Below are 25,529 nucleotides of genomic sequence, written 5' to 3'. Positions count from 1 at the left end.
AACCCTCTGTTCCCTCTGTTGGAGGTCCCCGTGTACTCGGTCCCCGGACGCCGGACCCGCCTTCTGGCCGCCACCACCGCCACGGCCGGGCTGCTGCTCGTGGCCGGCTGTTCCTCGGACGGCGACGGCGGCAAGACCACCACCGCCAGCGGGGTCCCGCTGGTCAAGAGCGGTCAGCTCACGACCTGCACCCACCTGCCGTACCCGCCCTTCCAGTCGGAGATCGACGGCAAGGTGCAGGGCTTCGACGTGGCGCTCGTCGACCTCGTCGCGGACGACCTCGGCGTGAAGCAGGCCATCGTCGACACGCCCTTCGAGAACTTCAAGACGGGCGCGTTCCTCAACTCCGAGCAGTGCGATCTCGCCGCCGCCGGCATGACGATCACCGAGGAGCGCAAGAAGAACGTCGACTTCTCCGACCCGTACTTCGACGCCACCCAGGCCGTCCTCGTCGACAAGAAGAGCGGCATCACCTCGCTCGCCGACCTCAAGGCCAAGGGCAAGAAGCTCGGCGCCCAGGCGCAGACCACCGGCGAGGACTACGCGAAGAAGCAGGGTCTCGACCCGATCTCCTTCGAGTCCTCCGACGCGGTCCTCAGCGGGCTGCGCACCGGCCAGGTGCAGGCCGTCATCATCGACTACCCGGTCGTCCAGGGCTGGCTGAAGGACAAGGCCAACGCCGACGCCTTCGAGGTGGCCGACAACCTCAACACCGGTGAGCAGTACGGCTTCACCGTGAAGAAGGGCAACACCAAGCTCCTCGCCGCCGTCAACAAGGCCATCGCGGACGCCAAGGCCGACGGCACGTACGAGAAGCTCTACGAGAAGTGGATCGGCCCGTACGACGCGGCCGCCGCCTCCCCGTCCGCCTCATGAGTGGTGCCGACACCTCCCTCCAGCCCCGCAGGTCGGGCCTGAGCAGGCGCCAGAAGCGCCGGATCTCACGCGGTGCGCAGTACGTCGTCTTCGTGGCCGCCGTGACCGCCTTCGCGGTCACGGCGGACTGGGGCCGTCTGAAGAACCAGTTCTTCCAGTGGGACCTGGTCAAGCAGATGTTCCCCGAGGTCATCACGCTGGCGCTGAAGAACACCGTCCTCTACACGGTGTCCGGCTTTCTCGTCGGCCTCGTGCTGGGCATCGTCATCGCCCTGATGCGCCTGTCGTCGGTGGGCCCCTACCGCTGGTTCGCCGGGATCTACATCGAGGTCTTCCGCGGTCTGCCCGCCCTGCTGATCTTCATCTTCGTGGGCGTCGCGGTGCCGCTGGCGTTCCCGGGAACGGAGATCCCGGGCGGCACGTACGGCAAGGTCGCCATCGCGCTCGGCCTGGTGGGGGCCGCGTACATGGCCGAGACGTTCCGCGCGGGCATCCAGGCCGTGCCCAAGGGGCAGATGGAGGCGGCCCGTTCGCTGGGCATGTCGCACGCCCGGGCCATGGTCTCGATCATCGTCCCGCAGGCGTTCCGGATCATCCTGCCGCCGCTCACCAACGAGCTCGTGACCCTCTTCAAGGACTCCTCGCTGGTGCTGTTCCTCGGTGTCACCCTGGAGGAGCGGGAACTGTCCAAGTACGGCCGCGACCTGGCCAGCACGACCGCCAACTCCACGCCGATCCTGGTCGCGGGCCTGTGCTACCTGCTGGTCACGATCCCGCTCGGCTTCGTCGTGCGCCGTCTCGAAGCGAAGTCGGGGGAGGTCGCGAAGTGAGCACGCCCGAGATCCAGGTGAAGGACCTGCACAAGTCCTTCGGCGACAACGAGGTCCTGCGCGGCATCGACCTGGAGATCGCCCGGGGCGAGGTCGTCTGTGTCATCGGCCCGTCCGGCTCCGGCAAGTCGACCCTGCTGCGCTGTGTGAACCTCCTGGAGGAGCCCACCGAGGGCCAGGTGTTCGTCGGCGGTACGGAGGTCACGCACCCCGACGTGGACATCGACGCCGTACGCCGCCGCATCGGCATGGTGTTCCAGCAGTTCAACCTCTTCCCCCACCTGTCGGTGACCGGGAACCTCACGCTGCCGCAGCGCCGGGTGCTCGGCCGGGGCAAGGAGGAGGCGGCCCGCGTCGCCGCCGAGAACCTCGCCCGGGTGGGGCTCGCGGAGAAGGCCGACGCCTATCCGGCCTCCCTCTCCGGCGGCCAGCAGCAGCGCGTCGCGATCGCCCGCGCGCTCGCCATGGGACCCGACGTGATGCTCTTCGACGAGCCGACCTCCGCGCTCGACCCCGAGCTCGTCGGGGACGTGCTCGCCGTCATGCGGATGCTCGCCGACGAGGGCATGACGATGATGGTCGTCACCCACGAGATGACCTTCGCGCGCGAGGTCGCCGACCGGGTCGTCTTCATGGACGGCGGTGTGATCGTCGAGGACGGCACCCCGGCGCAGGTCATCGGGGCTCCGGCGCACGAGCGGACGCGGCACTTCCTGTCCCGGCTGCTCGACCCGGCGATGGCGGACGTCGAGGAGGAGGCACCGCGCGCCGCGGGGGACACCGAGTAGGCCCGGACGGGCGGGACCGGCGGGGACCGGCCGGGAACGTGCCGGGGGAGCGGGGAGGCAGAGCCGCCTCACTAAGGTGCTGGGCATGAGCGATCACCCGGTACTGCACGTGAAGGGACGGGTCCTCGTCGGGCCCGACGACGTCCGCGACGAGCTGTGGGTCGTCGGCGGCAGGATCTCGTACGAGCGCCCCGCCGGCGCCCGTGACGTCCGCACCGTCGAGGGCTGGGCGCTGCCCGGCCTGGTCGACGCGCACTGCCACGTCGGGCTCGACGCCCACGGCCCGGTCCCGGCGGACGTCTCCGAGAAGCAGGCACTGACCGACCGCGACGCCGGCACCCTGCTCATCCGGGACGCCGGCTCGCCCTCCGACACCCGCTGGATCGACGACCGCGACGACCTCCCGAAGATCATCCGCGCGGGGCGGCACATCGCCCGCACCCGCCGCTACATCCGCAACTACGCCCACGAGATCGAGCCCGAGGACCTCGTCGCGTACGTCGCCCGGGAGGCCCGGCGCGGCGACGGCTGGGTCAAGCTCGTCGGGGACTGGCTCGACCGCGGCACCGGCGACCTGGGCGCCTGCTGGCCGCGCGAGGCCGTCGAGGCGGCGATCGCCGAGGCGCACCGGCTCGGCGCCCGGGTCACCGCGCACTGCTTCGCCGAGGACTCGCTCCGGGACCTGGTCGAGGCGGGCATCGACTGTATCGAGCACGCCACCGGCCTCACCGAGGACACCGTCCCGCTCTTCGCCGAGCGCGGTGTCGCCATCGTCCCGACCCTCGTGAACATCGCCACCTTCCCGCGGCTCGCGGACGGCGGCGAGGCCAAGTTCCCCCGGTGGTCGGCGCACATGAGACGGCTGCACGAGCGCCGCCACGACACCGTGCGGGCCGCGTACGACGCCGGGATCCCCGTCTACGTCGGCACCGACGCGGGCGGCTCCCTCGCGCACGGTCTCGTCGCGGCCGAGGTCGCCGAGCTCGTCACCGCCGGCATCCCGCCCGTCGAGGCGCTCTCCGCCACCGCCTGGGGAGCCAGGCGCTGGCTCGGGCGGCCCGGACTCGACGAGGGGGCCCCGGCGGACCTCGTGGTCTACGACGGGGACCCGCGCGCCGACGTACGGGTCCTGGCGGATCCGCGGCGGGTGGTCCTCGACGGGCGGATCGTCGGCTGACGCGGGCGGGGCGGACGTCGCGGACGGCCGGGGCGGGCGTGGTTGACGGAGCGTGACGGCCGGGGTGGCGTGCTCGTTGGGCACCGAAGGGTCCGCTCCGGCGCGTCCCCCGCCGCCGGCCGGCGCGTCAACCGGCGCTTTCACCCGGGGGCGTCGAGTGGGTGACGGTGGAGAACGGCTGTGCCCCGGGATTCGAAGGCGTGCGCGGAAACCCCACGATGGAGTGAACTCACTCCAGGTGCCTGACTGTTCACTCTCGGTGCGTAATTCTTTCCGGGTCCCAGGCTTTCTCCCATGGGGGTCCCACCCTTGAACAGCATCAGCCACCGCATGCCCGCACGCCGTCTCGCCGTCGCCGCGGCCGCCACCGTCCTCGCCGCGGGCCCCGCCGCGCTGGCCGGAGCGGGCTCCGCCCACGCGACCGGCGACCAGGGCCGCGCGAGCGCCGTCGTGCTCCGCACCGGGCTCGACGTGTCCCTCCTCAGGAAGACCGTGGACGTCCCGCTCGCGGTCTCCCTGAACGAGGTGCGGGCACCGCAGAGCGCGGACAGGACCACGCTCACCGCCCAGCTGGACGGCGTCGACGGCGGGCGTCCGTTCAACGTGCTGCGCGCCGAGGCCGCCACGGCCGAGGCCACCGTCTCCGCCGGGAAGGCCGAGAGCTCGACCCGTCTCGCGCACGCCGCCGTCCACGTCCCCGGGCTGCCGCTGCTGTCGCTCGTCGAGATCGAGGAAGTGACCTCGAAGGCGACCTGCGAGGCGGGCGAGGAACCCTCCGCCACCGCGAACCTGCTGGGGTCCGTCACCGTTCTCGGCAAGAAGGTCACCCTGACGACGGGCGGCCCGACGCACGTGAAGGTCCCCGGGGTCGGCGAGGTGCGGCTCGACCTCTCCAGGACCGGGACCACGTCCCGTACGGCCGCCGCGTCGGCGCTCGAACTGAACGTGTCCGTCGACCCGTTGAAGCTGGGCGTGGCCCAGGTCGAGGGCACGGTCACCCTGGCGAAGTCCACCTGCGAGGCGCCGGCCGCGCCCGCCCGGGAGTCCGCGCCGGACACCCCCTCGGCCGCTGCCGAGCCCGCCGCCGAACCGAGCGCGCAGGGCGGTCGAGAGGAGGGAGGGCTCGCCGAGACCGGCGGCAGTTCGACGACGCCGTACCTGGTCGCGGGCGCGGCGGCACTGCTCGCCGCGGGCGCCGGAGCGGTCGCCCTCTCCCGCCGCAGGGGCTGACGCCCGCTGTTCTCCGGTGCGTCGGGCTGAGGCCCGCTGTTTCCCGGCACGGCAGGGGTTGAAGCCCGCTGTTCTCCGGTGCGGCGGTTCTGAGGCCTGCTGTTTCCTGGTGCGGCGGTGCTGAGGCCCGCTGTTGCCCGGCGCGCCGGGGCCCGCCCCCGCCGTACGCCGGAGTCGTTGCCGCCCCGCTCCGGCGCTGCCGTGGCCACCTCGTACCGCCGCCGCCGGGGCCGTGGTCACCTCGTCCCGGCGCCGCCGGGGTGAAGGCCGTCGTGCCGTCGGGGCCGGTGTCCGCCGTGCCCCGTCGTCCCGGGCGTCCGCCCGGACCCTCGTTCCCCGGGCGCCGGAGGCGCTGGACGGGCGCGGGGTGCGGGGGCCGGGCCGTTTCAGGCCGAGGAGGGTGCCCGCGGCGGCTCCGGGCGCGGGCCGGACGAGGGCGGGGCGGGCCGGCGGGGCGGGACGACCCCCGGGCCGCCGACGCCGCCGTCCCCGGCGACGGTCATCGCCCGGTCCAGCGCCTGCAGGAACCGGTTGACCGTCGTCCGGTCCCGTACCGCGATGCGCAGCCACTCCTCCCCGAGCCCGGGAAACGTGTCCCCGCGCCGCACCGCGAACCCGAGATCGCGCAGCGCGCGGCGCACCCCGGCGGCCCGCGGCAGCCGGACCAGCACGAAGGAGCCCTCGGCCGGCTCCACCACCCGCAGGCCGTCCGTGCAGGCGAACTCCCGCAGTCCCGCGACCAGATGGTCCCGGTCCTTGGCGATCCGCCGCGCCGCGTGCCCGGCCTCCGCGAGCGCCTGCGAGGACACGCACGCCTCCGCCGCCGTGAGCGCGGGCGTGGACACCGGCCAGAGCGGCTGGGCGCGCTCCAGCCGGGCGATCGTCCCCGGGCCGGCGAGCACGTACCCGATCCGCAGCCCCGCGAGGCCCCAGGTCTTCGTGAGGCTGCGCAGCACGACGAGACCGGGGACGTCCGTCCGGTCGGCCAGGGACTCGCGTTCGCCCGGCACCGCGTCCATGAACGCCTCGTCGACGACCAGCGTCCGCCCGGGCCGGGCCAGCCCGGCGATGGTCCCGGCCGGGTGCAGCACCGACGTCGGATTGGTCGGGTTGCCGATCACGACGAGGTCGGCGTCCTCGGGGACGGCGGCCGCATCGAGCCGGAAGCCGTCCTCCTCCCGCAGCAGGACACGGCCCACCGTGTGGCCGGCGTCCCGCAGCGCGGCCTCGGGCTCCGTGAACTGCGGGTGCACGACGACCGGCCGGCGCACCTCCAGGCCGCGCGCCAGCAGCACGAACGCCTCGGCCGCGCCCGCCGTGAGCAGCACCCGCTCCACCGGCAGCCCGTGCCGGGCCGCCACCGCAGCCCGCGCCGCCCGCCCGTCCGGGTAGGCGGCGAGGGACGGCAGCGACGCGGCGATCCTGTCAAGGAGCCACCCGGGCGGGGTGTCCGCCCGGACGTTCACGGCCAGATCGGTCAGCTTGGAACCGTCGTCGCGCACCTCGGCGTCCCCGTGGTGCCGCAGATCGTGTCCGCCCCCGGCGGCCTCTTCAGTGGGCATGGGAATGCGTGTGCCCCCCGTGATGGTGGTGCCCGTGTCCGCCGTGGTGCCCGTGCCCGTCGTGGTGGCCGTCGTCGTCCGGGTGGAAGTGCGGCTGCTGGGGCAGCCCCACCTTGTCCTCGAAGCCGGGCAGCGCGATCCGGTACACGCAGGAGTCGCAGTTCATCCGCAGATCGCCCGCGACGGCCTCACGGTAGCGCTCCATGACCAGGTCGAGCAGCTCCGGTTCGGGACCGATGACCTCGGCGGAGCCCACCTCGACCCCCGGGTGGGCGGCGGCCCACTCCTCCGTCTGCCGTCGCACCCGGTCCGGGAGGATGCCGGTGAACAGGAAGTAGGGCAGGACCACGATCCTGCGCGCGCCGAGCTTCACGCAGCGGTCGAGGCCGGCGGGCACGTCCGGCGCCGCCAGGGACACGAACGCGGTCTCCACGCCCGCGTACCCCCGGCCCTCCCACAGCAGCCGCGCCGCCTTGTGCACCTCGGCGTTGGCGTCCGGGTCCGTGGACCCGCGGCCCACGAGCAGCACGGTCACCCCGGCCCGCTCCTCGGGGGTCGTGACGCCGTCGCCGAGGGCCTCGTCCAGCCGCCGCTCCAGCACGGCGAGCAGCGACGGATGCGGGCCCAGCGGACGCCCGTACGTGTAGGAGATCCCGGGGTGCCGCTCCTTCTCGCGGGCCAGCGCCGCCGGGATGTCGCCCTTGGCGTGCCCGGCCGACACCAGCATCAGCGGCACGGCGGCGAAACGCCGTACGCCCCGGCCGACGAGTTCGCCGACGGCTTCGCCCAGCGGTGGCGGCGACAGCTCGATGAACCCGCCGGCGACGGGCAGTTCGGGATGGCGGCGGCCCAACTCCCGTACGAAGGAACGGAAGGCCTCGGCTCCGGCCTCGTCCCGGGTGCCGTGTCCGGCGATGAGCAGGGCGGGGGGAGGGGTGGTCACGATGTCTCCTCGGCGGCAGAGTCGGCCGCTGCGGTTCTCGGGGCCTGGTGGGCCTCGGCGGTCTTCGAGGCCCGGTCGGCCTCGGGAACACGGGGATGGGGAACGGCGTCGGGCGCGACGGCCGGGGCGGGCGGACCGCCCCCGGCGAACACGCCCCCGTCGGCCGGTCGCCGGGAAAGCACCTGCCCGGCGGGACGTGCGGCCCGGAGTCCGGGCGACGCCCGGCTCACTCGGCTCACTCGGCCTCCTTCTGCCAGCGGTAGCCGCGCGGTGTCACCATGCGCCCGGCGATCTCGCGGGTCGCCGTGTTGCCCACGGTCACCACGGTCATCATGTCGACGATTCCCGGATCCAGGGACCCCAGCGTCGTGACCCGGCTCGATTCGTCGGGGCGGGAGGCGTTGCGCACCACCCCCACCGGAGTGGCCGCCTCCCGGTGCTCCGCGAGGATCGCGAGAGCCTGGGGGAGCTGCCAGTCGCGGCCCCGGCTGCGCGGGTTGTAGAAGGTCACGACGATGTCGGCCTCGGCCGCCGCGCGCACCCGGCGCTCGATGACCTCCCACGGCGTGTGCAGGTCGGACAGGCTGATCGACACGTGGTCGTGGCCGAGCGGGGCGCCGAGGATCGCCCCGGCCGCGAGCGCCGCGGTCACCCCCGGCACCCCGACCACGTCGATGTCGTCGGACGCCTCGGCCAGCGCGGGCGACGCCATCGCGTACACGCCCGCGTCGCCGCTGCCGATCAGCGCGACCGCCTGACCGCGGCGCGCCTCGGCCACCGCCGTGCGCGCCCGCTCCTCCTCGGCGCCGAGCCCCGACTCCAGGACCAGCGTGCCGGGCCGCAGCAGGTCGCGGATCTGGTCGACGTACTGGTCGAGCCCGACGAGCACCGCGGCCCGCCGCAGTTCCGCCGCCGCCCGCGGGGTGAGCAGGTCGCGGGCGCCCGGGCCGAGGCCGACGACCGCGAGCCGCCCGCGCGCCGGACGGCGCACGACCGCGCAGGTCGCCATGGCGGGCTGCCCGTCCGCCCGCACCGACTTCCGCTTGGGCACGAGGAGTTCGCCGCCGCCCTTCAGCGCGGCGGCCTCCGCCACGGACGGGGTCCCCACGGCGGCGAGCGGCGCGCCGGAGGGGTTCGGGACCTCCACCGCCGCCAGCTCCCCGGCGGTGTACGTGACGACCGGCACCCCGAGGCGCCCGGCGGCCCCGATGATGCCGGGCTCCTCGGACTTGGCGTCCACGGTGGCGAGTCCGGCCACCGACGACGCGGAGAGCCCGGCCCCGCGCAGGGCGTCCTCGACGAGGCCGAGGACCTCCTCCACGGGCGCGCCCCGGGAGGCGCCGACCCCGACGACGAGGGACGGCGGACGCAGGACGACCTCGCGCGCGGCGGTCTCCCGGACCCGGTCGCTCACCCGGACGACGGCCGCTCCCGGCGCCGCGGGACTGCCCACGTTCGGCGGCAGCGCGGGCAGCGGCCAGACCGACTCCCGCTCCAGCACCACCGGTTCGCCGTCCAGCATGGCCCGCGAGACCCCGGCGAGATCCCCTTCCACGGGGAGACCGAGGGTGTCGAGACCGGGTACCCCGACCGCGTCGGTCGCCGTCGTCACCACCGGCTCGGCGCCGAGCAGCTCACCGACCTCGCGGGCGAGTTCGTTCGCCCCGCCCGTGTGGCCGCCGACCAGCGACACGGCGAACCGCCCCGCCTCGTCGACGCACACCACGCCGGGGTCCGCCTTCTTGTCCGAGAGCAGCGGCGCGACGAGCCGCACGACCGCGCCCGTGGCGAGGAAGCACACCACCTGGTCGCACTCCGCGAAGGCCCGCCGCACGGCGTCCGCCACGGGCCCCTCGTACACCCGGGTACGCGTGGACCACGCCGCGGCGAGCCGGTCACGGGCCGCCGCCCCCGCCGCCGTGGCGGAAATCAGGCCGATCACTGGGAGACTCCTTCGGTACGGGCCGGAGGCCGGACGCCCCACAGCACGAAGACGGGATTGGCCGCCGCGAGCCGGGACACCCCGCCCGGCAGCGGGGCGAGCCGCGAGGACTGCAACAGGACGCCGTCACAGGCGAACCCGGCGGCGGTGAGGGCGTCACGGGCGGCGGGCACCCGGTCGAGCGAGGCCATCGCGATCACGACGGCACGCCGGGCCCGGCGCGCGCACTCCCCGACGATGGCGGGCAGTTCACGTCCGCCGCCGCCGATGAAGACCGCGTCCGGGTCGTGCGGGGCGTCCAGGCCGGACAGCACGGCGGGCGCGGCCCCGTGCACGACCCGCACGTCCACGCCGTGCGCCGCCGCGTTCGCGCGGACGCGGTCGCAGCCGTCCGGGGTCTTCTCGACCGCGGTCACCGTGGCGCCGAGACGCGCGCACTCCACGGCGACCGACCCCGAGCCCGCGCCGATGTCCCAGACCAGGTCGCCGAGCCGCGGCCCGATCCGGGCCAGCGCCAGCGCCCGCACCTCGAACTTGCTGATCATCGAGTCGCGGTGGGCGAACTCGCTCTCGTCCAGGGCCCATCGGCCGGGACCGGCCGACGGCCCCGCGACGGTCCGCGCGGGCGCCGGGGACCGCGACCCGTCCAGGCACAGCACGACACTGACCGCCGGGCCCCAGTCGCGGGCGGCGGCCTCGGCGGGCGTGGCCCGCTCGACGCTCTCGTGCTCCGGGTCGCCGAGGGCGCTCGCCACCACCAGGACACGCTCGGCGCCCGCGGCGGCGAGGGCGGCGCCCAGCTCGGCGGGCCCGGACCCGGGAGCGGTCAGCACGGCCACCTTGGGCCGCGACCGGCAGACCAGGACGGCCGTGCGCAGATCGCGCCCGTGCGCGCTGACCACCACGGCGTCGTCCCAGGGCAGGCCGAGCCGGGCGAACGCGGTCGCCACGGAGGAGACTCCGGGCCGGACGTCCAGCCGCCCGGCCCCGAACCGCTCCGCGAGCGCCCGTACGATCCCGAAGAACCCGGGGTCGCCCGAGGCGAGCACCACGACCGGCCCCCCGGGCGCCCCCTCGTCCGCGTACCGCTCGATACGGTCCAGGGCGGGCGCCAGCGGCCCGAGCACCACCCGCTCCGCACGCTCCGGCAGCCGGGCCGCCGCCAGGTGCCGCCGGGCGCCCACGACCAGCCCGGCCCCGGCGAGCACCTCCTTCACGTCCGCAGGCAGCGGCGCCCCCGTCCCCGTACCGACCACGGTGATCACGCCGGAGCTGTCCGCGGGACCGGCGGACGCCCCCTCCGCGCCGGCCGTCCGCCCCTCCACGCCGGTGGCGCCCGCGCTCACGACGCCGGGCCCTGCGCACCGCCCCGGCGCGCGGCCCGCAGCTCGGCGCGCGCCTCGGGGTCGGCCTTGCGGAAGCCGTGGAAATGACCCGGGTGGTACAGGTGCGAGCGGGTGCCGCTCGCGTCGAGCGCCGGGCCGACCAGGAAGAGCGTGTGCTTCCAGAGCTTGTGCTCCTTGACGGTCTCCTCCAGCGTGCCGACCGTGCACTTCACGATCAGCTCCTCCGGCCAGGTCGCCTGGTAGGCGACCACGACCGGCGTGGTCGTCGGATAGCCGCCCTCCAGCAGCTCCCGCACCAGCTGTCCGCTGCGCGCCGCCGACAGGAACAGCGCCATCGTCGTGCCGTGCTTCGCGAACTCCCGCACGTCCTCACCGGGCGGCATCGGCGTCTTGCCGCCGCCGAGCCGGGTGAGGATCACGGACTGGGCGACCTCGGGGATCGTCAGCTCGCGCCGCGCGATCGCGGCCACCGCGGAGAAGGACGAGACGCCCGGCACGATCTCGGTCTCGATGCCGAGCTCCGCGCACCGGTCGACCTGCTCCTGCGTACCGCCCCACAGGGCCGGGTCGCCGGAGTGGATCCGCGCCACCCGCAGGCCCTCGGCGCGGGCCCGTTCGTAGACGGCGACGACGTCCTCCAGCGACATCGTCGCCGAGTCGAGGATCTCGGCGCCCTCGCGCGCGTGGCCGAGGACCTCGGCCTGCACCAGGCTGGCCGCCCAGATCACGACATCGGCCTCGGCGATGGCGCGCGCGGCGCGGAACGTCAGCAGGTCGGCGGCGCCGGGGCCGGCACCGACGAAGGTCACCTTGCCGGTGGGGGCATCGGCCATGGGAATCGGTCCTCTCCTACGAGTACTACGAGAAATCAGGGGTGCCGCACATCAGGGGTGCCGCATAGCGGCTGTGCCGCACATCAGGTGTGCCGCGAACGCTTCGGCGGGCCCGCGGCCGCCGCCCGATGTGCGCGAACGGGGGTGGATCGGATAGCAAGGGTCCATGGCGGTCCTCGTCGCGCTCGGCGCGTTCCTGATGACGCTGGCCGGCGGCTGGACGGCGCAGCGGGTGACCGACCGCCGCCATCTGGTGCTCGGCCTGGCGGGCGGCCTGATGCTCGGTGTGGTCGGCCTCGACCTGCTGCCGGAGGCGCTGGACGCGGCGGGCACCGAGGTGTTCGGCGTACCGGCCGCGCTGCTCCTCTTCGTGGGCGGCTTCCTGCTGGCCCATCTGGTCGAACGGCTCCTCGCCCACCGCCGGGCCGCGCACGGGGGCGCGGAGAACGGGGAACGCGCCCCCGAGGTGGGCCTCACGGCGGCCGCCGCCATGGTCGGCCACAGCGCCATGGACGGCGTCGCGATCGGCGCCGCCTTCCAGGTCGGCGAGAGCATGGCGCTCGCCGTCGCCCTCGCGGTCATCGCCCACGACTTCGCGGACGGCTTCAACACGTACACGCTCACGAGCCTGTACGGGAACGCCCGCCGCAAGGCCCTGCTCATGCTGTACGCGGACGCGGCGGCCCCCATGATCGGCGCCGCCTCGACGCTCTTCTTCACCATCCCCGAGCGGCTGCTCGGCGGCTACCTCGGCCTCTTCGGCGGTGTGCTGCTCTACCTCGCCGCCGCCGAGATCCTCCCGGAGGCGCACCACGAGCACCCCGCCCGCTCGACCCTGCTGTGCACGGTCGCGGGCGTGGCCTTCATCTGGCTGGTGGTGGGCCTCGCGGGCTGAGCCCGGGCGGTGCGCCGGGTACGGCGGACGCCCCGCGGGCGCGGGGGCCGACGGGCGTGCCGGGCGGGGGCGGGTCACAGCTTTCCGCCGCGCGTCCCGTCGCGGCGCGCGGGCGCGATGAGCGTCGAGAGGTACGGGAGCGGCTCGCCGTCGAGCTCGGCGGCGGACCGGATCGACTCGTCCTCCAGGCCGAGCGCCGACCCCCAGACGGCGTCGTCGATCCGCCCGCTGTCCCGCAGCGCCTCGGCCACCTCGGCGGCCTGCCGCCCGAACTTGTACGCGACCACCGTGCCGGGCCCGTTCAGCGCGTCCTTGAGCACGGCCGCCCCCGCGGTCACCGGGACGAGCGTGAGCGGCTCGGTCCCCTCGGTGAGAACGGCACCCGAGCGCGCGGCGAGGTCCTGCATGGCGGTGATGCCCGGCACGGTCTCCACGACCGTGCCGGGAACCAGCTCCCCGATCGTGTGGGCGAGATACGTGAACGTCGAGTACACGTTGGGGTCGCCGATGGTGGCGAAGGCGACCGTGCCGTGCCCGGCGAGCAGGCCCGCGACCCGCTCGCCGGCGGCGTCCCAGGCGGCCTCGCGCCGTTCCCGGTCGCTGCGCTCGTTGAGCGCGAACACCACCCGGACGACCTTCTGCTCGGGCACGTAGTGCAGGACGGTCGCCTCGGCCCGCCCCCGCTCGCCCCCGTCCTTCCCATCAGGCGCAGCCATGACGGGCACGACGACGACGTCCGCGGCGCGCAGGGCGTTGACGCCCTTGACGGTCACCAGCTCCGGGTCGCCGGGGCCGACCCCGACCCCGATCAGTTTGCTGCTCATGACGTCAGGCACCTCTCGACGAACCGACGGGCCACGCCGGGCTCGGACGCCCAGTGCGTGTGCAGATAACTCGCGTGCACGCCCTGCTGCACGAAACCTTCGACACGTCGTTCGGGGGAGCGCATCCCCCAGGCGGGAACGGGACCGGCACCGGGCTCCACGACCGTCCGGTGGAACTCGTGCCCGCGCATCCGGGTGCCGGCCGCGGCGAGCACGCTGTCGCCGAGGGCCACGGCGTCCCGGTAACCGAGGGTCAGCCGCTCGTCCATCCTGGCCACGGCGTCGATCACCCCGCACATGGGCCGGCCGTCGAGCTCCCGCGCCAGATACAGCAGTCCGGCGCACTCGGCCGCGACCGGCGCCCCGGCCGACGCCAGCTCCGCCACCGCCTTGCGCAGCGGCTCGTTGGCGGACAGCTCGGGCGCGTACACCTCGGGGAAGCCGCCGCCCACGACGAGCCCGGCGGTCCCCTCCGGGAGGGAGTCGTCCCGCAGCGGATCGAAGGTGACGACGTCGGCCCCGGCGGCGGTGAGCAGTTCGACGTGCTCGGCATAGGAAAACGTGAAAGCGGCCCCACCGGCGACAGCGACGACGGGCTTTCCGCCGGCCGGCCTCTCGACCGAGCGAGTCGGGTGGTCGTGGGTGGGCGACTCGACGGCCTCGGCCGCGTCCCATGCCGCACCCGGCAACGAACCGGCACCGCGCGCCAGCGCGAACAACGCGTCCAGATCGCACCCGGCGCGCACCTGCGCGGCCATCGCGGCGACCGCCTCCACCGCCTCCGCCCGCCGCTCCGCGACCGGCACCAGACCGAGGTGCCGCGACGGCGTGTCCACCTGCGGCGCCCGCCGCAGCACACCGAGCACCGGCACCCCGGACGCGTCCAGCGCCTCCCGGAGCATGGCCTCGTGCCGGTCGGACCCGACCTTGTTGAGGATCACCCCGGCGACCCGCACCTCGGGGTCCCAGGAGGCGAACCCGTGCACCAGCGCGGCCACGGACCGCGACTGCGAGGACGCGTCGACGACCAGCACCACCGGCGCCCGCAGCAGCTTCGCCACCTGCGCCGTGGACGCGAGCTCCCCCTCGCCCGCGGCCCCGTCGTACAGCCCCATCACGCCCTCGACGACCGCGAGATCGCAGCCGCGCGCCCCGTGCGCGAACAGCGGCCCGATCAGCTCCGCGCCGCACAGATACGCGTCGAGATTGCGTCCCGTGCGCCCGGTGGCGAGTGCGTGGTACCCGGGGTCGATGTAGTCGGGCCCCACTTTGTGCGGGGACACGGCGAGCCCCCGCGCGGCGAAGGCCGCCATCAGCCCCGTGGCGACGGTGGTCTTGCCGCTGCCCGAGGAGGGCGCGGCGACGACCAGCCGGGGCACGGACGAGGACATCACCACTCGATGCCCCTCTGGCCCTTCTGGCCGGCGTCCATCGGATGCTTGACCTTGGACATGTCGGTGACGAGATCGGCGAGGTCGACCAGCTTCTCCGGGGCGTTGCGCCCGGTGATCACGACGTGCTGGGTGCCCGGCCGGTCCCGCAGCACCGCGACGACCTCGTCCGTGTCGATCCAGCCCCAGTGCATCGGGTACGCGAACTCGTCGAGCACGTACAGCCTGTACGTCTCGGCGGCGAGGTCGCGCTTGACCTGCTCCCAGCCCTCGCGGGCCTTCTCCTCGTTGTCCATCTGCGCGTCGCGCTGGACCCAGGACCAGCCCTCGCCCATCTTGTGCCAGTCGACGGACCCGCCCTCGCCCGAGGCGCCGAGCACCCGCAGCGCGTTCTCCTCGCCGACCTTCCACTTCGCCGACTTGACGAACTGGAACACCCCGATGGGCCACCCCTGGTTCCAGGCGCGCAGCGCGAGCCCGAACGCGGCGGTGGACTTCCCCTTGCCGATCCCCGTGTGCACGACGACCAGCGGCCGGTTACGACGCTGACGGGTCGTCAGGCCGTCGTCCGGTACGACACTCGGCTGTCCCTGCGGCACTACGCGGCCCTCCTCTGTACGTCCTTCACCAGTCCGGCGATGCTGTCCGCCCGCAGCTCGTCCAGCGTCACGGCCGTGCCGCCCAGCTCACCCGCGAGCTGTCCCGCGAGTCCGAGCCTGACCGGTCCGCTCTCGCAGTCGACGACCACCGAGGCCACCCCCTCGGCCGCGAACAGCCGCGCCGCACGCCCGGCGAGGGCGACCGGCTCCGGACCACCGGTGGCCCGGCCGTCCGTCACCACGACGACCAGCGGACGCCGTGCCGCGTCCCGCAGCCGCTCCACCCGCAGCACGTCGTGCGCCTTGAGCAGCCCGGCCGCGAGTGGGGTGCGCCCGCCCGTCGGCAACGACTCCAGCCGGGCCGCCGCCGCGTCCACCGACGAGGTGGGCGGCAGCGCGACCTCGGCCGCCGAGCCGCGGAAGGTCACCAGACCCACCTTGTCCCGCCGCTGGTAGGCGTCGAGCAGCAGCGACAGCACGGCGCCCTTCACGGCACTCATGCGCTGGCGGGCCGCCATGGACCCGGACGCGTCGACCACGAAGAGAACGAGGTTGCCCTCACGGCCCTCACGGTTCGCCTGCCGCAGATCGTCCCGGCGTACGACCAGGCCGGGCCCGGAGCGGCCCCGCGCCCGCTGATGGGGTGCCGCCGCCTGGACGGTGGCCGCCAGATGCAGCTTGGACAGCTTCCCCTGCGGCCGCCGGGCCCCCGTCGTCCGTCCGTGCTCGGTCCGTGCCCGCGAGCGCCGTCCGGCGGCACCCTGGCCGATCCCGGGCACGCTGAGCACCTTGGCGCGGAACGGCTCCGCGGCCCGCACCGGCGCCTGCTCGCCCGCTCCGGCGCCGGAGGTCTGCGGCTCCCCGCCCTCACCGGCCTCGGGCCGGGCCCCGGAGTCCCCGCCCTGCGGGTCCCCGTCGCCGTCGCCCTGCGGAGGCTGTCCGCCGCCACCTGGACCGTCCGGGTCCGGGTCCTCGTCACCGGCCGAGCCGCCGAACTGCTCCAGGGTCTCGTCGAGCTTGTCCTCGTCGAGGCCCGGGGCGTCGAAGGGGTTGCGGCGCCGCCGGTGCGGCAGCGCCAGCAGCGCCGCCTGCCGTACGTCCTCGGCGAGCACGTCGGTGCGCCCCGCCCACGCGGCGAGCGCGGTTGCGGTCCTGGCCATCACGATGTCGGCACGCATGCCGTCCACCTCGAAGGCGGCACAGGTCGCGGCGATCTGCCGCAGCGCCCCGTCGCCGAGCCGCACGGAGGGCAGCAGCGCGCGGGCCGCCACGGTCCGCGCCCGCACGGCGGCCTCCTCGTCCGCCCAGCGCGCGGCGAAGCCGGCCGGGTCGTCGTCGTAGGCGAGCCTGCGCCGCACGACTTCGACCCGCTGGTCGGGCTCCCGCGAGGCGGCCACCTCGACGGTCAGCCCGAAACGGTCGAGGAGTTGGGGCCTGAGTTCGCCCTCCTCCGGGTTCATGGTCCCGACGAGCAGGAACCGCGCGGCATGCCGTACGGAGACGCCCTCGCGCTCGACGTACGAGGCGCCCATCGCGGCCGCGTCCAACAGCAGGTCGACCAGGTGGTCGTGGAGCAGATTGACCTCGTCGACGTACAGGATCCCGCGGTGCGCGTCGGCCAGCAGTCCCGGCTCGAACGCCTTGACGCCCTCGGCGAGCGCCCGCTCGATGTCCAGGGCGCCCACCAGCCGGTCCTCGGAGGCGCCGACGGGCAACTCGACCATGCGGGCGGGGCGTTGTGCGCCGACCCCCGCCTCGTGCGGCCCGTCCGGGCAGGCGGGGTCGGGGGAGCCGGGGGCGCAGGAGAAACGGCACCCGGAGACGACGTCGACCTCGGGAAGCAACGCCGAGAGGGCACGCACGGCCGTGCTCTTCGCGGTGCCCTTCTCGCCGCGGACCAGCACACCGCCCACAGCGGGCGAGACGGCGTTCAGCAGCAGCGCGAGCCGCAGGTCGTCCTGGCCGACGACGGCGGTGAACGGAAACGGGGTACTCACTGGTCGTCGCCCTCCAGGTCGCCTTCGAGCTCCAGATAGGTGGCGCGCAGCCGCTCCAGCGTGTCCGCGTCCGGCTCGGCCCACAGCCCCCGGTCCGCCGCCTCCAGCAGCCGCTCGGTGATCCCGCGCAGGGCCCACGGGTTGGACTTCCGCATGAACTCCTGGTTCTCGGGCGCGAACACGTACTCGGCCGACAACTTCTCGTACATCCAGTCGTCCACCACCCCGGCTGTCGCGTCGTACCCGAAGAGGTAGTCCACGGTCGCAGCCATCTCGAAAGCACCCTTGTAGCCGTGCCTGCGCATCGCTGACATCCACCTGGGATTCACCACCCGCGCCCGGAACACCCGGTGTGTTTCCTCCCCCAACGTCCGGGTCTTCACCTGGTCAGGGGTGGCGGAGTCCCCGACGTACGCCTCGGGACTGGCTCCCGTCAGATGCCGCACCATCGCGACCATGCCGCCGTGGTACTGGAAGTAATCGTCCGCGTCGACGAGGTCGTGCTCGCGCGTGTCGACATTTTTGGCGGCGACCGCGATCCGCCGGAACGCCGTCTCCATGTCCCCCCTCGCCGCCCGTCCGTCGAGCCCGCGCCCGTAGGCGTAGCCGCCCCAGACGGCGTACACCTCGGCCAGGTCCGCATCGCTGCGCCAGTTGCGGGCGTCGATCAGCGGCAGCAGACCGGCGCCGTACGCGCCCGGCTTGGAGCCGAAGATGCGGGCGGTCGCGCGCCGCCGGTCGCCGTGCTCGGCGGTGTCCTCGTCGGCGTGCCTGCGCACGAAGTTCCGGTCGGCGGGCTCGTCCAGCTCGGCGACCGCCCGTACGGCGTCGTCCAGGAGTCCGACCACGTGCGGGAACGCGTCCCGGAAGAAGCCGGAGATGCGGACCGTGACGTCGATGCGCGGGCGGCCCAGCTCCTTCAGGGAAACGATCTCGAAGCCGGTGACCCGGCGCGAGGCGTCGTCCCACACCGGACGGCAGCCGAGCAGCGCGAGGATCTCCGCGATGTCGTCGCCCTGCGTGCGCATGGCCGACGTGCCCCACACCGTCAGCCCGACCGACGTCGGATAGTCCCCGGTGTCCTGGAGGTAGCGCTGCACGAGCGAGTCCGCGAGGGACTGCCCGACCTCCCAACTCAGCCGGGAGGGAATGGCCTTGGGGTCGACGGAGTAGAAGTTGCGGCCGGTCGGCAGGACGTTGACCAGCCCGCGCGTCGGCGAGCCCGAGGGCCCCGCCGGGACGTAACCGCCGTCCAGGGCCTTGAGGATGTGCCCGATCTCGTCCGTCGTCCGGGCCAGCCGCGGCACCACCTCGCGGCAGGCGAACTCCAGCACCGCGACGGCGTCGGGGAGTTCGGTGCCGAGGAGGTCGCGCACGAGGGCCGGCACGGCGGCCGGGTCCCAGCTCCGTTCCTCCATGCCGAGCGCCGCCCGGCGGCACAGCTGCTCCAGGAGGTCGATCGCGTCGGCCGCCGTACGGGCCGGACCCTCCACGAGGTCCGTCAGCTCGACGGGCGCCTTCACCGGAGCGCCCGGCTCGGCCAGCAACTCCTTCTCCACCAGGCCGAAGTGCTCGGCGAGCGCGGCGCGCAGACCGGGCAGGGCGTTCGCCGTGCCGCCCCACACCTGCGAGGCGCGCAGCACGGCGAGCACGAGGTTCACCCGCGGTTCGGCCTCGGGGCCGCCGCCCAGGACGTGCAGCCCGTCGCGGATCTGCACGTCCTTGATCTCGCAGAGGTAGCCGTCGATGTGCATCACGAACTCGTCGAAGTCGCCGTCGTCCGGCTGTTCGTCGACGTGCAGGTCGTGGTGCAGCTCGGCCGCCTTGACCAGCGTCCAGATCTGCGCGCGCACCGCCGGGGCCTTCGCCGGGTCCAGGTCGGAGACGAGCGCGTACTCGTCGAGGAGCTGCTCCAGCTTCGCGAGGTCGCCGTAGGTGTCGGCGCGGGCCATCGGCGGTACGAGGTGGTCGACGACGGTGGCGTGCCCGCGGCGCTTGGCCTGCGTGCCCTCACCGGGGTCGTTGACGATGAACGGGTAGACCAGGGGGAGTTCGCCGAGGACGGCGTCGGGCGCGCAGCCGCCGCTGAGCCCGAGCCCCTTGCCCGGCAGCCACTCCATGGTGCCGTGCTTGCCCATGTGGACGACGGCGTCCGCGCCAAAACTGTTCTCGAGCCAGCGGTAGGCGGCCATGTAGTGGTGCGACGGCGGCATGTCGGGGTCGTGGTAGATCGCGATGGGGTTCTCGCCGAAGCCGCGGGGCGGCTGGATCATCACGACGACGTTCCCGAACTCCAGGCAGGCGAGCACGATGTCGTCGCCGTCGACGTAGAGGGAGCCCGGCGGCTCGCCCCAGGCCTCCAGCATGGCCTCGCGCAGCGCGGGGTCGAGGGTGTCGAACCAGGCCCGGTAGTCGGCGAGCGGCACGCGCGCGGGGGCGGCGGCGAGCTGTTCCTCGGTCAGCCACTCCACGTCGTGGCCGCCGGCGGCGATCAGCCGGTGGATCAACTCGTCGCCGTCGTCCGGGTATTCGGTGAGGGCGTAGCCCGCGTCCCGGAGGGCGTCGAGGACCCGTACGGCGGAGGCGGGGGTGTCGAGACCGACCGCGTTGCCGACCCGCGAGTGCTTGGTCGGGTAGGCGGTGAAGACGATCCCGAGCTTCTTCTCCGCGTTGGGCTTGTGCTTCAGCCGGGCGTGCCGCAGGGCGATCCCGGCGACCCGGGCGGCCCGCTCGGGGTCGGCGACGTACACCGGGACGTCGTCGGGACCCTGTTCCTTGAACGAGAACGGCACGGTGATCAGCCGGCCGTCGAACTCCGGGATCGCGACCTGCATGGCCGCGTCCATGGGGGACAGGGCCGCGTCCGAGGCGTCCCAGGCGCTCTTCGACGAGGTCAGGCACAGGCCCTGGAGGACGGGGACGTCGAGGTCGGCGAGCGCCCCGATGTCCCAGGCCTCCTCGTCGCCGCCCGCGGACGCCTCCGAGGCGTGGGTGCCGCCCGCGGCGAGGACCGTGGCCACGAGCGCGTCGGCCCGGCCGAGGATCTCGTACAGGCCCGGGTCGGCCCCGCGCAGCGAACCGCAGTACACGGGAAGGGCGTTGGCGCCGCGTGCCTCGATCGCGTCGCACAGGGTGTCCACGAACGCGGTGTTCCCGGACAGCTCGTGCGCCCGGTAGAACAGCACGCCGACCGTCGGCCGGCCCTCGACGAGGGCACGCTCGCCGTGCACGCCGAACTCGGCGGTCCGGTGCGGTTCCTCGAAGCCCTCGCCCGTCAGCAGCACGGTGTCGGAGAGGAACCGGGCCAGCTCCCCGAGGTTGGCCGGACCGCCCTCGACGAGATAGCGCAGCGCCTCCGCGACCACGCCGGCGGGCACCGACGACTCGGCCATCAGCTCGGCGTCCGGGACGGACTCGCCGCCCAGCAGCACGGTCGGGATCCCGGACGCCTTCAGGAAGGCCAGCCCGTCCTCCCAGGCCCGCTTGCCGCCGAGCAGCCGTACGACGGCGAGGTCCGCGCCCTCCACGAGCGCGGGGAGCTCGCCGGTGACGTCCACCCGGGTCGGGTTGCCGATCCGGTAGGCGGCGCCGCTGGCGCGGGCCGCCAGCAGGTCCGTGTCGGCGGTCGACAACAACAACACAGTGCTCATGCGGGTGCTCCCGGTGGGATGAAGGGCAGTCCTTGCGGCGCGCCGGACTCGATGAGCCGCCACAGCGCGTCCGTGTCCGCGTGTTCCTCGATCAGGTCGCCGAGCCGGTCGAGCTGCTCCTCGCGCAGCGCCGCGAACGACGTGTCGGGGGCCGGCACGAAGCGGCGGCCCGCGGCGGCGGCCACCTCGCGCAGGAAGGCCCGCCGGAAACCGTCCGACTCCAGCGATCCGTGCCAGTGCGTGCCCCAGACGGAGCCGACCCGGCAGCCGTCCAGGCCCCGGCCCGCGGCGTCGGACATGAACGGGTCGCCGCCGGTCACCTCGGCGACGCCGTGGTGGATCTCGTACCCCTCGACGTGCTCGCCGAGGGCCGTGCCGACCGGCCGTGCCAGGGTCTTCTCCCGCGCGAACCGCACGCGCACGGGCAGCAGTCCGAGCCCGTCGACATGGCCGGCGCGGGACTCGACCTCGTCCTCGATGTGCTCGCCGAGGAGCTGGTAACCGCCGCAGACGCCGAGGACGGGCCGCCCCTCGGCGGCCCGGCGCGCGATGGCGTCCGCGAGGCCGCGCTCGCGCAGCCACCGCAGCGCGCCGACCGTGCCCCGGGTCCCGGGCACGACGACCAGGTCCGCGTCGGCCAGTTCCTCGGCGCGGTCCACGAACCGCACGACGACGCCCGGTTCGGCGGCCAGCGCGTCCACGTCGGTGAAGTTGGACATCAGCGGGACCGCGCAGACCGCGACCCGCAGGACGTCCTCGCCGACGGGGGAGGAGACCGCCGACTCGCGGACGGCCCCGCGCAGCGAGACGCGCAGGCCGTCCTCCTCGTCGATGCCGAGCCCGTGCTGAAAGGGCAGGACACCGTACGTGTGCCGCCCGGTGAGGCCGTGCAGCATGTCGAGGCCGGGCTCCAGCAGACTCACGTCACCGCGGAACTTGTTCACGAGGAACCCGGCGACGAGGGCCTGGTCCTCGGGCGACAGCAGCGCGACCGTCCCGAAGAACGAGGCGAACACCCCGCCCCGGTCGATGTCGCCGACGACGAGCACCGGAAGTCCCGCGTTCCGCGCCACCCCCATGTTCACGATGTCGGTGCGCCGCAGGTTGATCTCGGCCGGGCTGCCGGCCCCTTCACAGATCACCGCGTCATACGTGCCCCGCAACTGCGCCAGGCAGTCGAGGACGGTCGCCAGGAGCGCTTCCCGGTGCCCCCCGTGCGGTCCTTCCCCGGCGGCCGACGGCGACTGCTCCGCGGGCCCGGCCGTTCCGAAGAACCCGCGCGCGCTCATCTCGCCCACCGGCCTGCCCATCAGGACGACCTGGCTGGTGCGGTCCCCGCCCGGCTTCAGCAGCACGGGATTCATCAGCGCGGTCGGCTCCACCCGGGCGGCCTGCGCCTGCATCGCCTGCGCCCGCCCGATCTCCGCGCCCTCACGCGTCACGAACGAGTTCAGGGACATGTTCTGCGCCTTGAAGGGCGCCACCTTGACGCCCTGGCGCACCAGCCACCGGCAGATCCCGGCGGTCACGACGCTCTTGCCCGCGTCGGAGGTGGTCCCGGCGATCAGCAGCCCGCCGCTCATGCGGTGTGCCCCTTCCTGGTGGACGAAATCCGTCCGGTCGTGGAGAGCAGAGCCCGTCCGGCCCCGGAGAGCAGAGCCCCTCCGGCGGCGCTCACGCCGAGCGCGAGCCAGCCGACGCGCCGCGAGAGCCGTACGGCCCGTTCGATGTCCCGGACGTGGACGGCGCGCCCCGCGCCGTTGAGCACGGGCCGGTGCTCGACCCGTCCGCCGTACGAGAGGGTGCCGCCGAGCCGCACACCGAGCGCGCCCGCGAACGAGGCCTCCACGGGCCCGGCGTTGGGGCTCGGGTGCTCGCGGGCGTCCGCGCGCCAGGCGCGCACGGCACCGCGCGGGTCGGGTCCGGCCACGGCGGCGAGGACGGCGGTCAGCCGGGCTCCCGGCCAGCCGGCGAGGTCGTCGAGCCGGGCGGAGGCCCAGCCGTAGCGCCGGTGGCGGGGGGACTTGTGCCCGACCATGGCGTCGAGCGTGTTGACCGCGCGGAAGGCGACGAGCCCGGGCACACCGCCGACGGCGCCCCAGACCAGGGCGCCGACGACGGCGTCGGAGGTGTTCTCGGCGACGGACTCGACGACGGCGCGCGCGACGCCGTCGGCGTCCAGAGCCTGCGGGTCGCGTCCGCACAGGTGCGGCAGCCGCTCCCGGGCCACGCCGAGGTCACCGGCCGCGAGCGCGCCGCCGATCGCCCGTGCCTCGCGGCCGAGGGAGGTTCCCCCGACGACGGCCCAGGTGGCGGCGGCGGTCAGCGCGACGGACGCGGCGGGCGAGGTGCGGACGCGACGGCTCGCGAGCGCGGCGAGTCCGGTGGCGCCGCCGACGCAGACGGCCGTGTGCAGCGCGCCCCACCCGCGGTGGTCCCGCCACAGTGTCCGCTCCACGGCCGCGGCGGCCCGCCCGAAAGCGGCGACCGGATGCCCCCGGCGGGGATCGCCGAGCAGCAGGTCGCCGAGGAGGCCGGCGGCGGCGCCGTACGCGAAGACGCGATCGGCACGCACGGGGTCAGCCGGCCGTGGGGTGGAGCGGAACCCTCGTACTTGGCGGAACGGGCAACGGGCAGCCGCGCATGGCTATATGTCCTCACTCAGGGTGTCCACGCCCTGGTTCGACGAGACCGGCGGTGAGAGTTCCTGGCTCCCGGGGAGTTCCTTCCCCGATGACAGTGGCGGGACCGCGCCGGATTCTCACCGGCTTCCTCTCATGCCGCCGTACTTGGCTCCGGCAGTCCACCACGGGGTGTGAACGGCCGTCAACTGGCTCTTGACCTGCGGAGGGACAGTGTGCGCAGGCCCACATACGCGTGGGGCGCGGGACGGTGTTCCGTCCCGCGCCCCACGCGCGGTACCGCTCCGGGCGGCCCGGTTCCGGGCCGCCGGTGCCGGGCTACTTCATGACGATCAGGGAGATGCCGTACGCCACCGCCGCGGCGCAGGCCGCGAAGCAGACGTACGCGCCGGTGGCCGCCGCGACCGCGGAACCGCCCTGGGCGGACTCCTTCTTGGAGAGGCCGGCGACGCCGAGGGTGAAGAGGGCGACGAGGGCGACGCTCACTCCGAGGGTGACCCCGAAGACGGACCCGAGGGCTGACCAGTCGATGTGCATGCTGTTTCTTCCTTCGGTTTCTCAGGCCACTCGGGACTGCGCCGGCTGGTTCACCGCGGCCTCGACCGGAGCCGGGATGGTGGCCGTGAGGCCTTCGGTCACCGTGCCGACCGGGGGCGGGGCGACGGCGGCGATGGCCTGCGTCACCACACCGGCGGGCTCCTCGTCGTCGTTCACGTTGGTGTGGTCGACGACCTCGTGGCGCGAGCGCCGCCAGATCGCGAAGCTGGAACCGACCAGGAAGACGGCGACCAGAGTGGTGCCCCAGGCGCCGAAACCGGTCACCCATTCGGCGAGCGCGCCGACCAGGGCGGCGGCGGGCAGGGTGAGGACCCAGGCGACGGCCATGCGGGTCGCGGTGGACCAGCGGACCACACCGCCCTTGCGGCCGAGACCCGCGCCCATCACGGCACCGGAGACCGAGTGCGTGGTGGAGAGGGAGAAACCGAGGTTCGAGGAGGCCAGGATGACGGTGGCCGCGCTGGTCTGGGCGGCGAAGCCCTGCTGCGGCTGGAGGTCGGTCAGGCCCTTGCCCATCGTGCGGATGATGCGCCAGCCGCCCAGGTAGGTGCCGAGCGCGATGGCGATACCGGCGGAGAGGATGACCCAGACCGGCGGGTCGGAGTCGGGAGCGACGGCGCCACCGGCGACCAGGGCCAGGGTGATGATGCCCATCGTCTTCTGCGCGTCGTTGGTGCCGTGGGCCAGCGAGACCAGGCCGGCGGAGGCGATCTGGCCCGCGCGGTAGCCCTTCTTGGTGGCGTTGGTCTCGGCGCCGCTGTTGAGCTTGTACGACAGCCGGGTGGCGACCATGGCGGCCAGGCCGGCGACGACCGGTGCCACGACGGCGGGCAGGAGCACCTTGCCGACCAGGACGTCCCCGTGCACCGCGCCGACGCCGGCGGAGGCGATGGTGGCGCCGACCAGGCCGCCCATGAGGGCGTGCGAGGAACTGGACGGGAGTCCGACGAGCCATGTCACCAGGTTCCAGAGGATCGCGCCGACGAGCGCGGCGAAGATCACCTCTGGTCGGATGCCGGTCTCGTCGACGAGGCCTTTGGAGATCGTGTTGGCGACCTCGACGGAGAGGAAGGCGCCGACAAGGTTGAGGGCGGCGGACATGGCCACCGCGACCTTGGGCTTGAGTGCGCCGGTCGAGATGGTGGTGGCCATCGCGTTGGCGGTGTCGTGGAAACCGTTCGTGAAATCGAACACGAGAGCGGTGACGATCACGATTCCGAGGAGGAGCGTGATGTGTTCCATTTACCCAGGCTTCTGTTGGACGTCAGTGGCAGGTGGAACGTAGGCAGCCTGGGTGAACGGAAGGTGAACTGGGTCGGACTTCGTGGTGTCCCGAACAGCGGATCGCCATTCCGCTTGTGTCGGCGGGAGGTCCGGCGGGCTCGAACGGATGCGGAATTCCATACTCCGCTTGGGGATGATGCCCCGGGTGGACCGCTCGGGTCG

Annotated in this window: 20 protein-coding genes and 1 riboswitch; of the genes, 6 read left to right on the top strand and 14 right to left on the bottom strand. The window is 74.1% G+C overall.

What is annotated here, in order from left to right; all coding sequences use genetic code 11:
• The first annotated feature begins 30 nt into the window (after positions 1–30).
• The 5 genes from ACFW6B_RS19880 (at position 31) to ACFW6B_RS19860 (ending at position 4,901) form a co-directional block, all read left to right on the top strand.
• Complete coding sequence (locus tag ACFW6B_RS19880; protein ID WP_386597758.1) at positions 31–876, top strand: transporter substrate-binding domain-containing protein; 846 nt, start codon at positions 31–33, stop codon at positions 874–876.
• Entirely contained in the window at positions 873–1,706 is an 834-nt protein-coding gene (locus ACFW6B_RS19875) for an amino acid ABC transporter permease (RefSeq protein WP_386597757.1), read from the top strand. The genes ACFW6B_RS19880 and ACFW6B_RS19875 overlap by 4 nt, the downstream gene beginning before the upstream one ends.
• On the top strand, positions 1,703–2,494 hold the full coding sequence (locus tag ACFW6B_RS19870; protein WP_386597756.1) for an amino acid ABC transporter ATP-binding protein: 792 nt from the start codon (positions 1,703–1,705) through the stop codon (positions 2,492–2,494). The genes ACFW6B_RS19875 and ACFW6B_RS19870 overlap by 4 nt, the downstream gene beginning before the upstream one ends.
• 85 nt (positions 2,495–2,579) lie before the next feature.
• Complete coding sequence (locus ACFW6B_RS19865; protein WP_386597755.1) at positions 2,580–3,671, top strand: amidohydrolase family protein; 1,092 nt, start codon at positions 2,580–2,582, stop codon at positions 3,669–3,671.
• Positions 3,672–4,001: 330 nt separating this feature from the next.
• A complete protein-coding gene (locus ACFW6B_RS19860) occupies positions 4,002–4,901 on the top strand; it encodes an SCO1860 family LAETG-anchored protein (RefSeq protein ID WP_386597754.1) in 900 nt (299 codons plus the stop codon).
• Positions 4,902–5,287: 386 nt separating this feature from the next.
• On the opposite strand, the gene cobC is transcribed toward ACFW6B_RS19860, so the two are convergent.
• The 5 genes from cobC to cobM form a co-directional block, all read right to left on the bottom strand.
• Positions 5,288–6,463: an Rv2231c family pyridoxal phosphate-dependent protein CobC gene (gene cobC / locus ACFW6B_RS19855; RefSeq protein WP_386597753.1), complete on the bottom strand. Its 1,176-nt coding sequence runs from the start codon at positions 6,461–6,463 to the stop codon at positions 5,288–5,290.
• A complete protein-coding gene (locus ACFW6B_RS19850) occupies positions 6,453–7,406 on the bottom strand; it encodes a sirohydrochlorin chelatase (RefSeq protein ID WP_386597752.1) in 954 nt (317 codons plus the stop codon). Before ACFW6B_RS19850 ends, cobC begins: the two co-directional genes overlap by 11 nt.
• Before the next feature lie 235 nt (positions 7,407–7,641).
• Positions 7,642–9,348: a precorrin-3B C(17)-methyltransferase gene (cobJ, locus tag ACFW6B_RS19845; RefSeq protein WP_386597751.1), complete on the bottom strand. Its 1,707-nt coding sequence runs from the start codon at positions 9,346–9,348 to the stop codon at positions 7,642–7,644.
• Positions 9,345–10,613, bottom strand: coding sequence for a precorrin-6y C5,15-methyltransferase (decarboxylating) subunit CbiE (cbiE, locus tag ACFW6B_RS19840; protein ID WP_386597817.1), 1,269 nt, complete (start codon positions 10,611–10,613; stop codon positions 9,345–9,347). Before cbiE ends, cobJ begins: the two co-directional genes overlap by 4 nt.
• Positions 10,614–10,690: 77 nt before the next feature.
• Complete coding sequence (cobM, locus tag ACFW6B_RS19835; protein WP_386597750.1) at positions 10,691–11,527, bottom strand: precorrin-4 C(11)-methyltransferase; 837 nt, start codon at positions 11,525–11,527, stop codon at positions 10,691–10,693.
• A gap of 166 nt (positions 11,528–11,693) precedes the next feature.
• Here cobM and ACFW6B_RS19830 point away from each other — a divergent pair, with 166 nt between their 5' ends.
• The gene (locus ACFW6B_RS19830) at positions 11,694–12,422 is read left to right on the top strand and encodes a ZIP family metal transporter (protein ID WP_386597749.1); all 729 of its coding nucleotides are present in this window, start codon (positions 11,694–11,696) and stop codon (positions 12,420–12,422) included.
• Between the two features lie 74 nt (positions 12,423–12,496).
• On the opposite strand, the gene cobI is transcribed toward ACFW6B_RS19830, so the two are convergent.
• The 9 genes from cobI to ACFW6B_RS19785 all read right to left on the bottom strand — a co-directional run bounded on the left by cobI (position 12,497) and on the right by ACFW6B_RS19785 (position 25,325).
• The gene (gene cobI, locus ACFW6B_RS19825; RefSeq protein ID WP_386597748.1) at positions 12,497–13,246 is read right to left on the bottom strand and encodes a precorrin-2 C(20)-methyltransferase; all 750 of its coding nucleotides are present in this window, start codon (positions 13,244–13,246) and stop codon (positions 12,497–12,499) included.
• Positions 13,243–14,637 (bottom strand): cobyrinate a,c-diamide synthase, encoded by a 1,395-nt coding sequence (locus ACFW6B_RS19820; protein WP_386597747.1) that lies wholly within the window; start codon positions 14,635–14,637, stop codon positions 13,243–13,245. The genes cobI and ACFW6B_RS19820 overlap by 4 nt, the downstream gene beginning before the upstream one ends.
• Positions 14,637–15,236 (bottom strand): cob(I)yrinic acid a,c-diamide adenosyltransferase, encoded by a 600-nt coding sequence (cobO, locus tag ACFW6B_RS19815; RefSeq protein WP_103549357.1) that lies wholly within the window; start codon positions 15,234–15,236, stop codon positions 14,637–14,639. Before cobO ends, ACFW6B_RS19820 begins: the two co-directional genes overlap by 1 nt.
• The gene (locus ACFW6B_RS19810; RefSeq protein WP_386597746.1) at positions 15,236–17,233 is read right to left on the bottom strand and encodes a putative cobaltochelatase; all 1,998 of its coding nucleotides are present in this window, start codon (positions 17,231–17,233) and stop codon (positions 15,236–15,238) included. Before ACFW6B_RS19810 ends, cobO begins: the two co-directional genes overlap by 1 nt.
• Positions 17,230–20,883 carry a cobaltochelatase subunit CobN gene (gene cobN / locus ACFW6B_RS19805; RefSeq protein ID WP_386597745.1) on the bottom strand — a complete coding sequence of 1,218 codons (3,654 nt, stop codon included), beginning with the start codon at positions 20,881–20,883 and terminating at the stop codon, positions 17,230–17,232. The genes ACFW6B_RS19810 and cobN overlap by 4 nt, the downstream gene beginning before the upstream one ends.
• The gene (locus ACFW6B_RS19800; protein ID WP_386597744.1) at positions 20,880–22,466 is read right to left on the bottom strand and encodes a cobyric acid synthase; all 1,587 of its coding nucleotides are present in this window, start codon (positions 22,464–22,466) and stop codon (positions 20,880–20,882) included. Before ACFW6B_RS19800 ends, cobN begins: the two co-directional genes overlap by 4 nt.
• Positions 22,463–23,458, bottom strand: a complete 996-nt coding sequence (locus ACFW6B_RS19795; RefSeq protein ID WP_386597743.1) for a cobalamin biosynthesis protein — start codon at positions 23,456–23,458, stop codon at positions 22,463–22,465. The genes ACFW6B_RS19800 and ACFW6B_RS19795 overlap by 4 nt, the downstream gene beginning before the upstream one ends.
• A 105-nt stretch (positions 23,459–23,563) precedes the next feature.
• Positions 23,564–23,707: riboswitch (cobalamin riboswitch) on the bottom strand.
• A gap of 136 nt (positions 23,708–23,843) precedes the next feature.
• Positions 23,844–24,062, bottom strand: coding sequence for a hypothetical protein (locus tag ACFW6B_RS19790; RefSeq protein ID WP_386597741.1), 219 nt, complete (start codon positions 24,060–24,062; stop codon positions 23,844–23,846).
• A gap of 21 nt (positions 24,063–24,083) precedes the next feature.
• Positions 24,084–25,325, bottom strand: coding sequence for an anion permease (locus tag ACFW6B_RS19785; RefSeq protein ID WP_386597740.1), 1,242 nt, complete (start codon positions 25,323–25,325; stop codon positions 24,084–24,086).
• Between the last annotated feature and the right edge of the window lie 204 nt (positions 25,326–25,529).

It is taken from the genome of Streptomyces sp. NPDC058751 (assembly GCF_042746485.1).
GTDB lineage: Bacteria > Actinomycetota > Actinomycetes > Streptomycetales > Streptomycetaceae > Streptomyces.
The sequence above is the reverse complement of the archived record's forward strand: the minus strand, read 5'-3'. Positions and strand labels throughout refer to the sequence as shown.

Coding starts and splice junctions, on each gene's coding strand:
- cobI (WP_386597748.1), bottom strand. CDS start 13,246: ATGAGCAGCAAACTGATCGGGGTCGGGGTCGGCCCCGGCGACCCGGAG.
- ACFW6B_RS19800 (WP_386597744.1), bottom strand. CDS start 22,466: ATGAGCGGCGGGCTGCTGATCGCCGGGACCACCTCCGACGCGGGCAAG.
- ACFW6B_RS19860 (WP_386597754.1), top strand. CDS start 4,002: ATGCCCGCACGCCGTCTCGCCGTCGCCGCGGCCGCCACCGTCCTCGCC.
- ACFW6B_RS19875 (WP_386597757.1), top strand. CDS start 873: ATGAGTGGTGCCGACACCTCCCTCCAGCCCCGCAGGTCGGGCCTGAGC.
- ACFW6B_RS19830 (WP_386597749.1), top strand. CDS start 11,694: ATGGCGGTCCTCGTCGCGCTCGGCGCGTTCCTGATGACGCTGGCCGGC.
- cobC (WP_386597753.1), bottom strand. CDS start 6,463: ATGCCCACTGAAGAGGCCGCCGGGGGCGGACACGATCTGCGGCACCAC.
- cobN (WP_386597745.1), bottom strand. CDS start 20,883: ATGAGCACTGTGTTGTTGTTGTCGACCGCCGACACGGACCTGCTGGCG.
- ACFW6B_RS19790 (WP_386597741.1), bottom strand. CDS start 24,062: ATGCACATCGACTGGTCAGCCCTCGGGTCCGTCTTCGGGGTCACCCTC.
- ACFW6B_RS19820 (WP_386597747.1), bottom strand. CDS start 14,637: ATGTCCTCGTCCGTGCCCCGGCTGGTCGTCGCCGCGCCCTCCTCGGGC.
- cobM (WP_386597750.1), bottom strand. CDS start 11,527: ATGGCCGATGCCCCCACCGGCAAGGTGACCTTCGTCGGTGCCGGCCCC.
- ACFW6B_RS19865 (WP_386597755.1), top strand. CDS start 2,580: ATGAGCGATCACCCGGTACTGCACGTGAAGGGACGGGTCCTCGTCGGG.
- ACFW6B_RS19785 (WP_386597740.1), bottom strand. CDS start 25,325: ATGGAACACATCACGCTCCTCCTCGGAATCGTGATCGTCACCGCTCTC.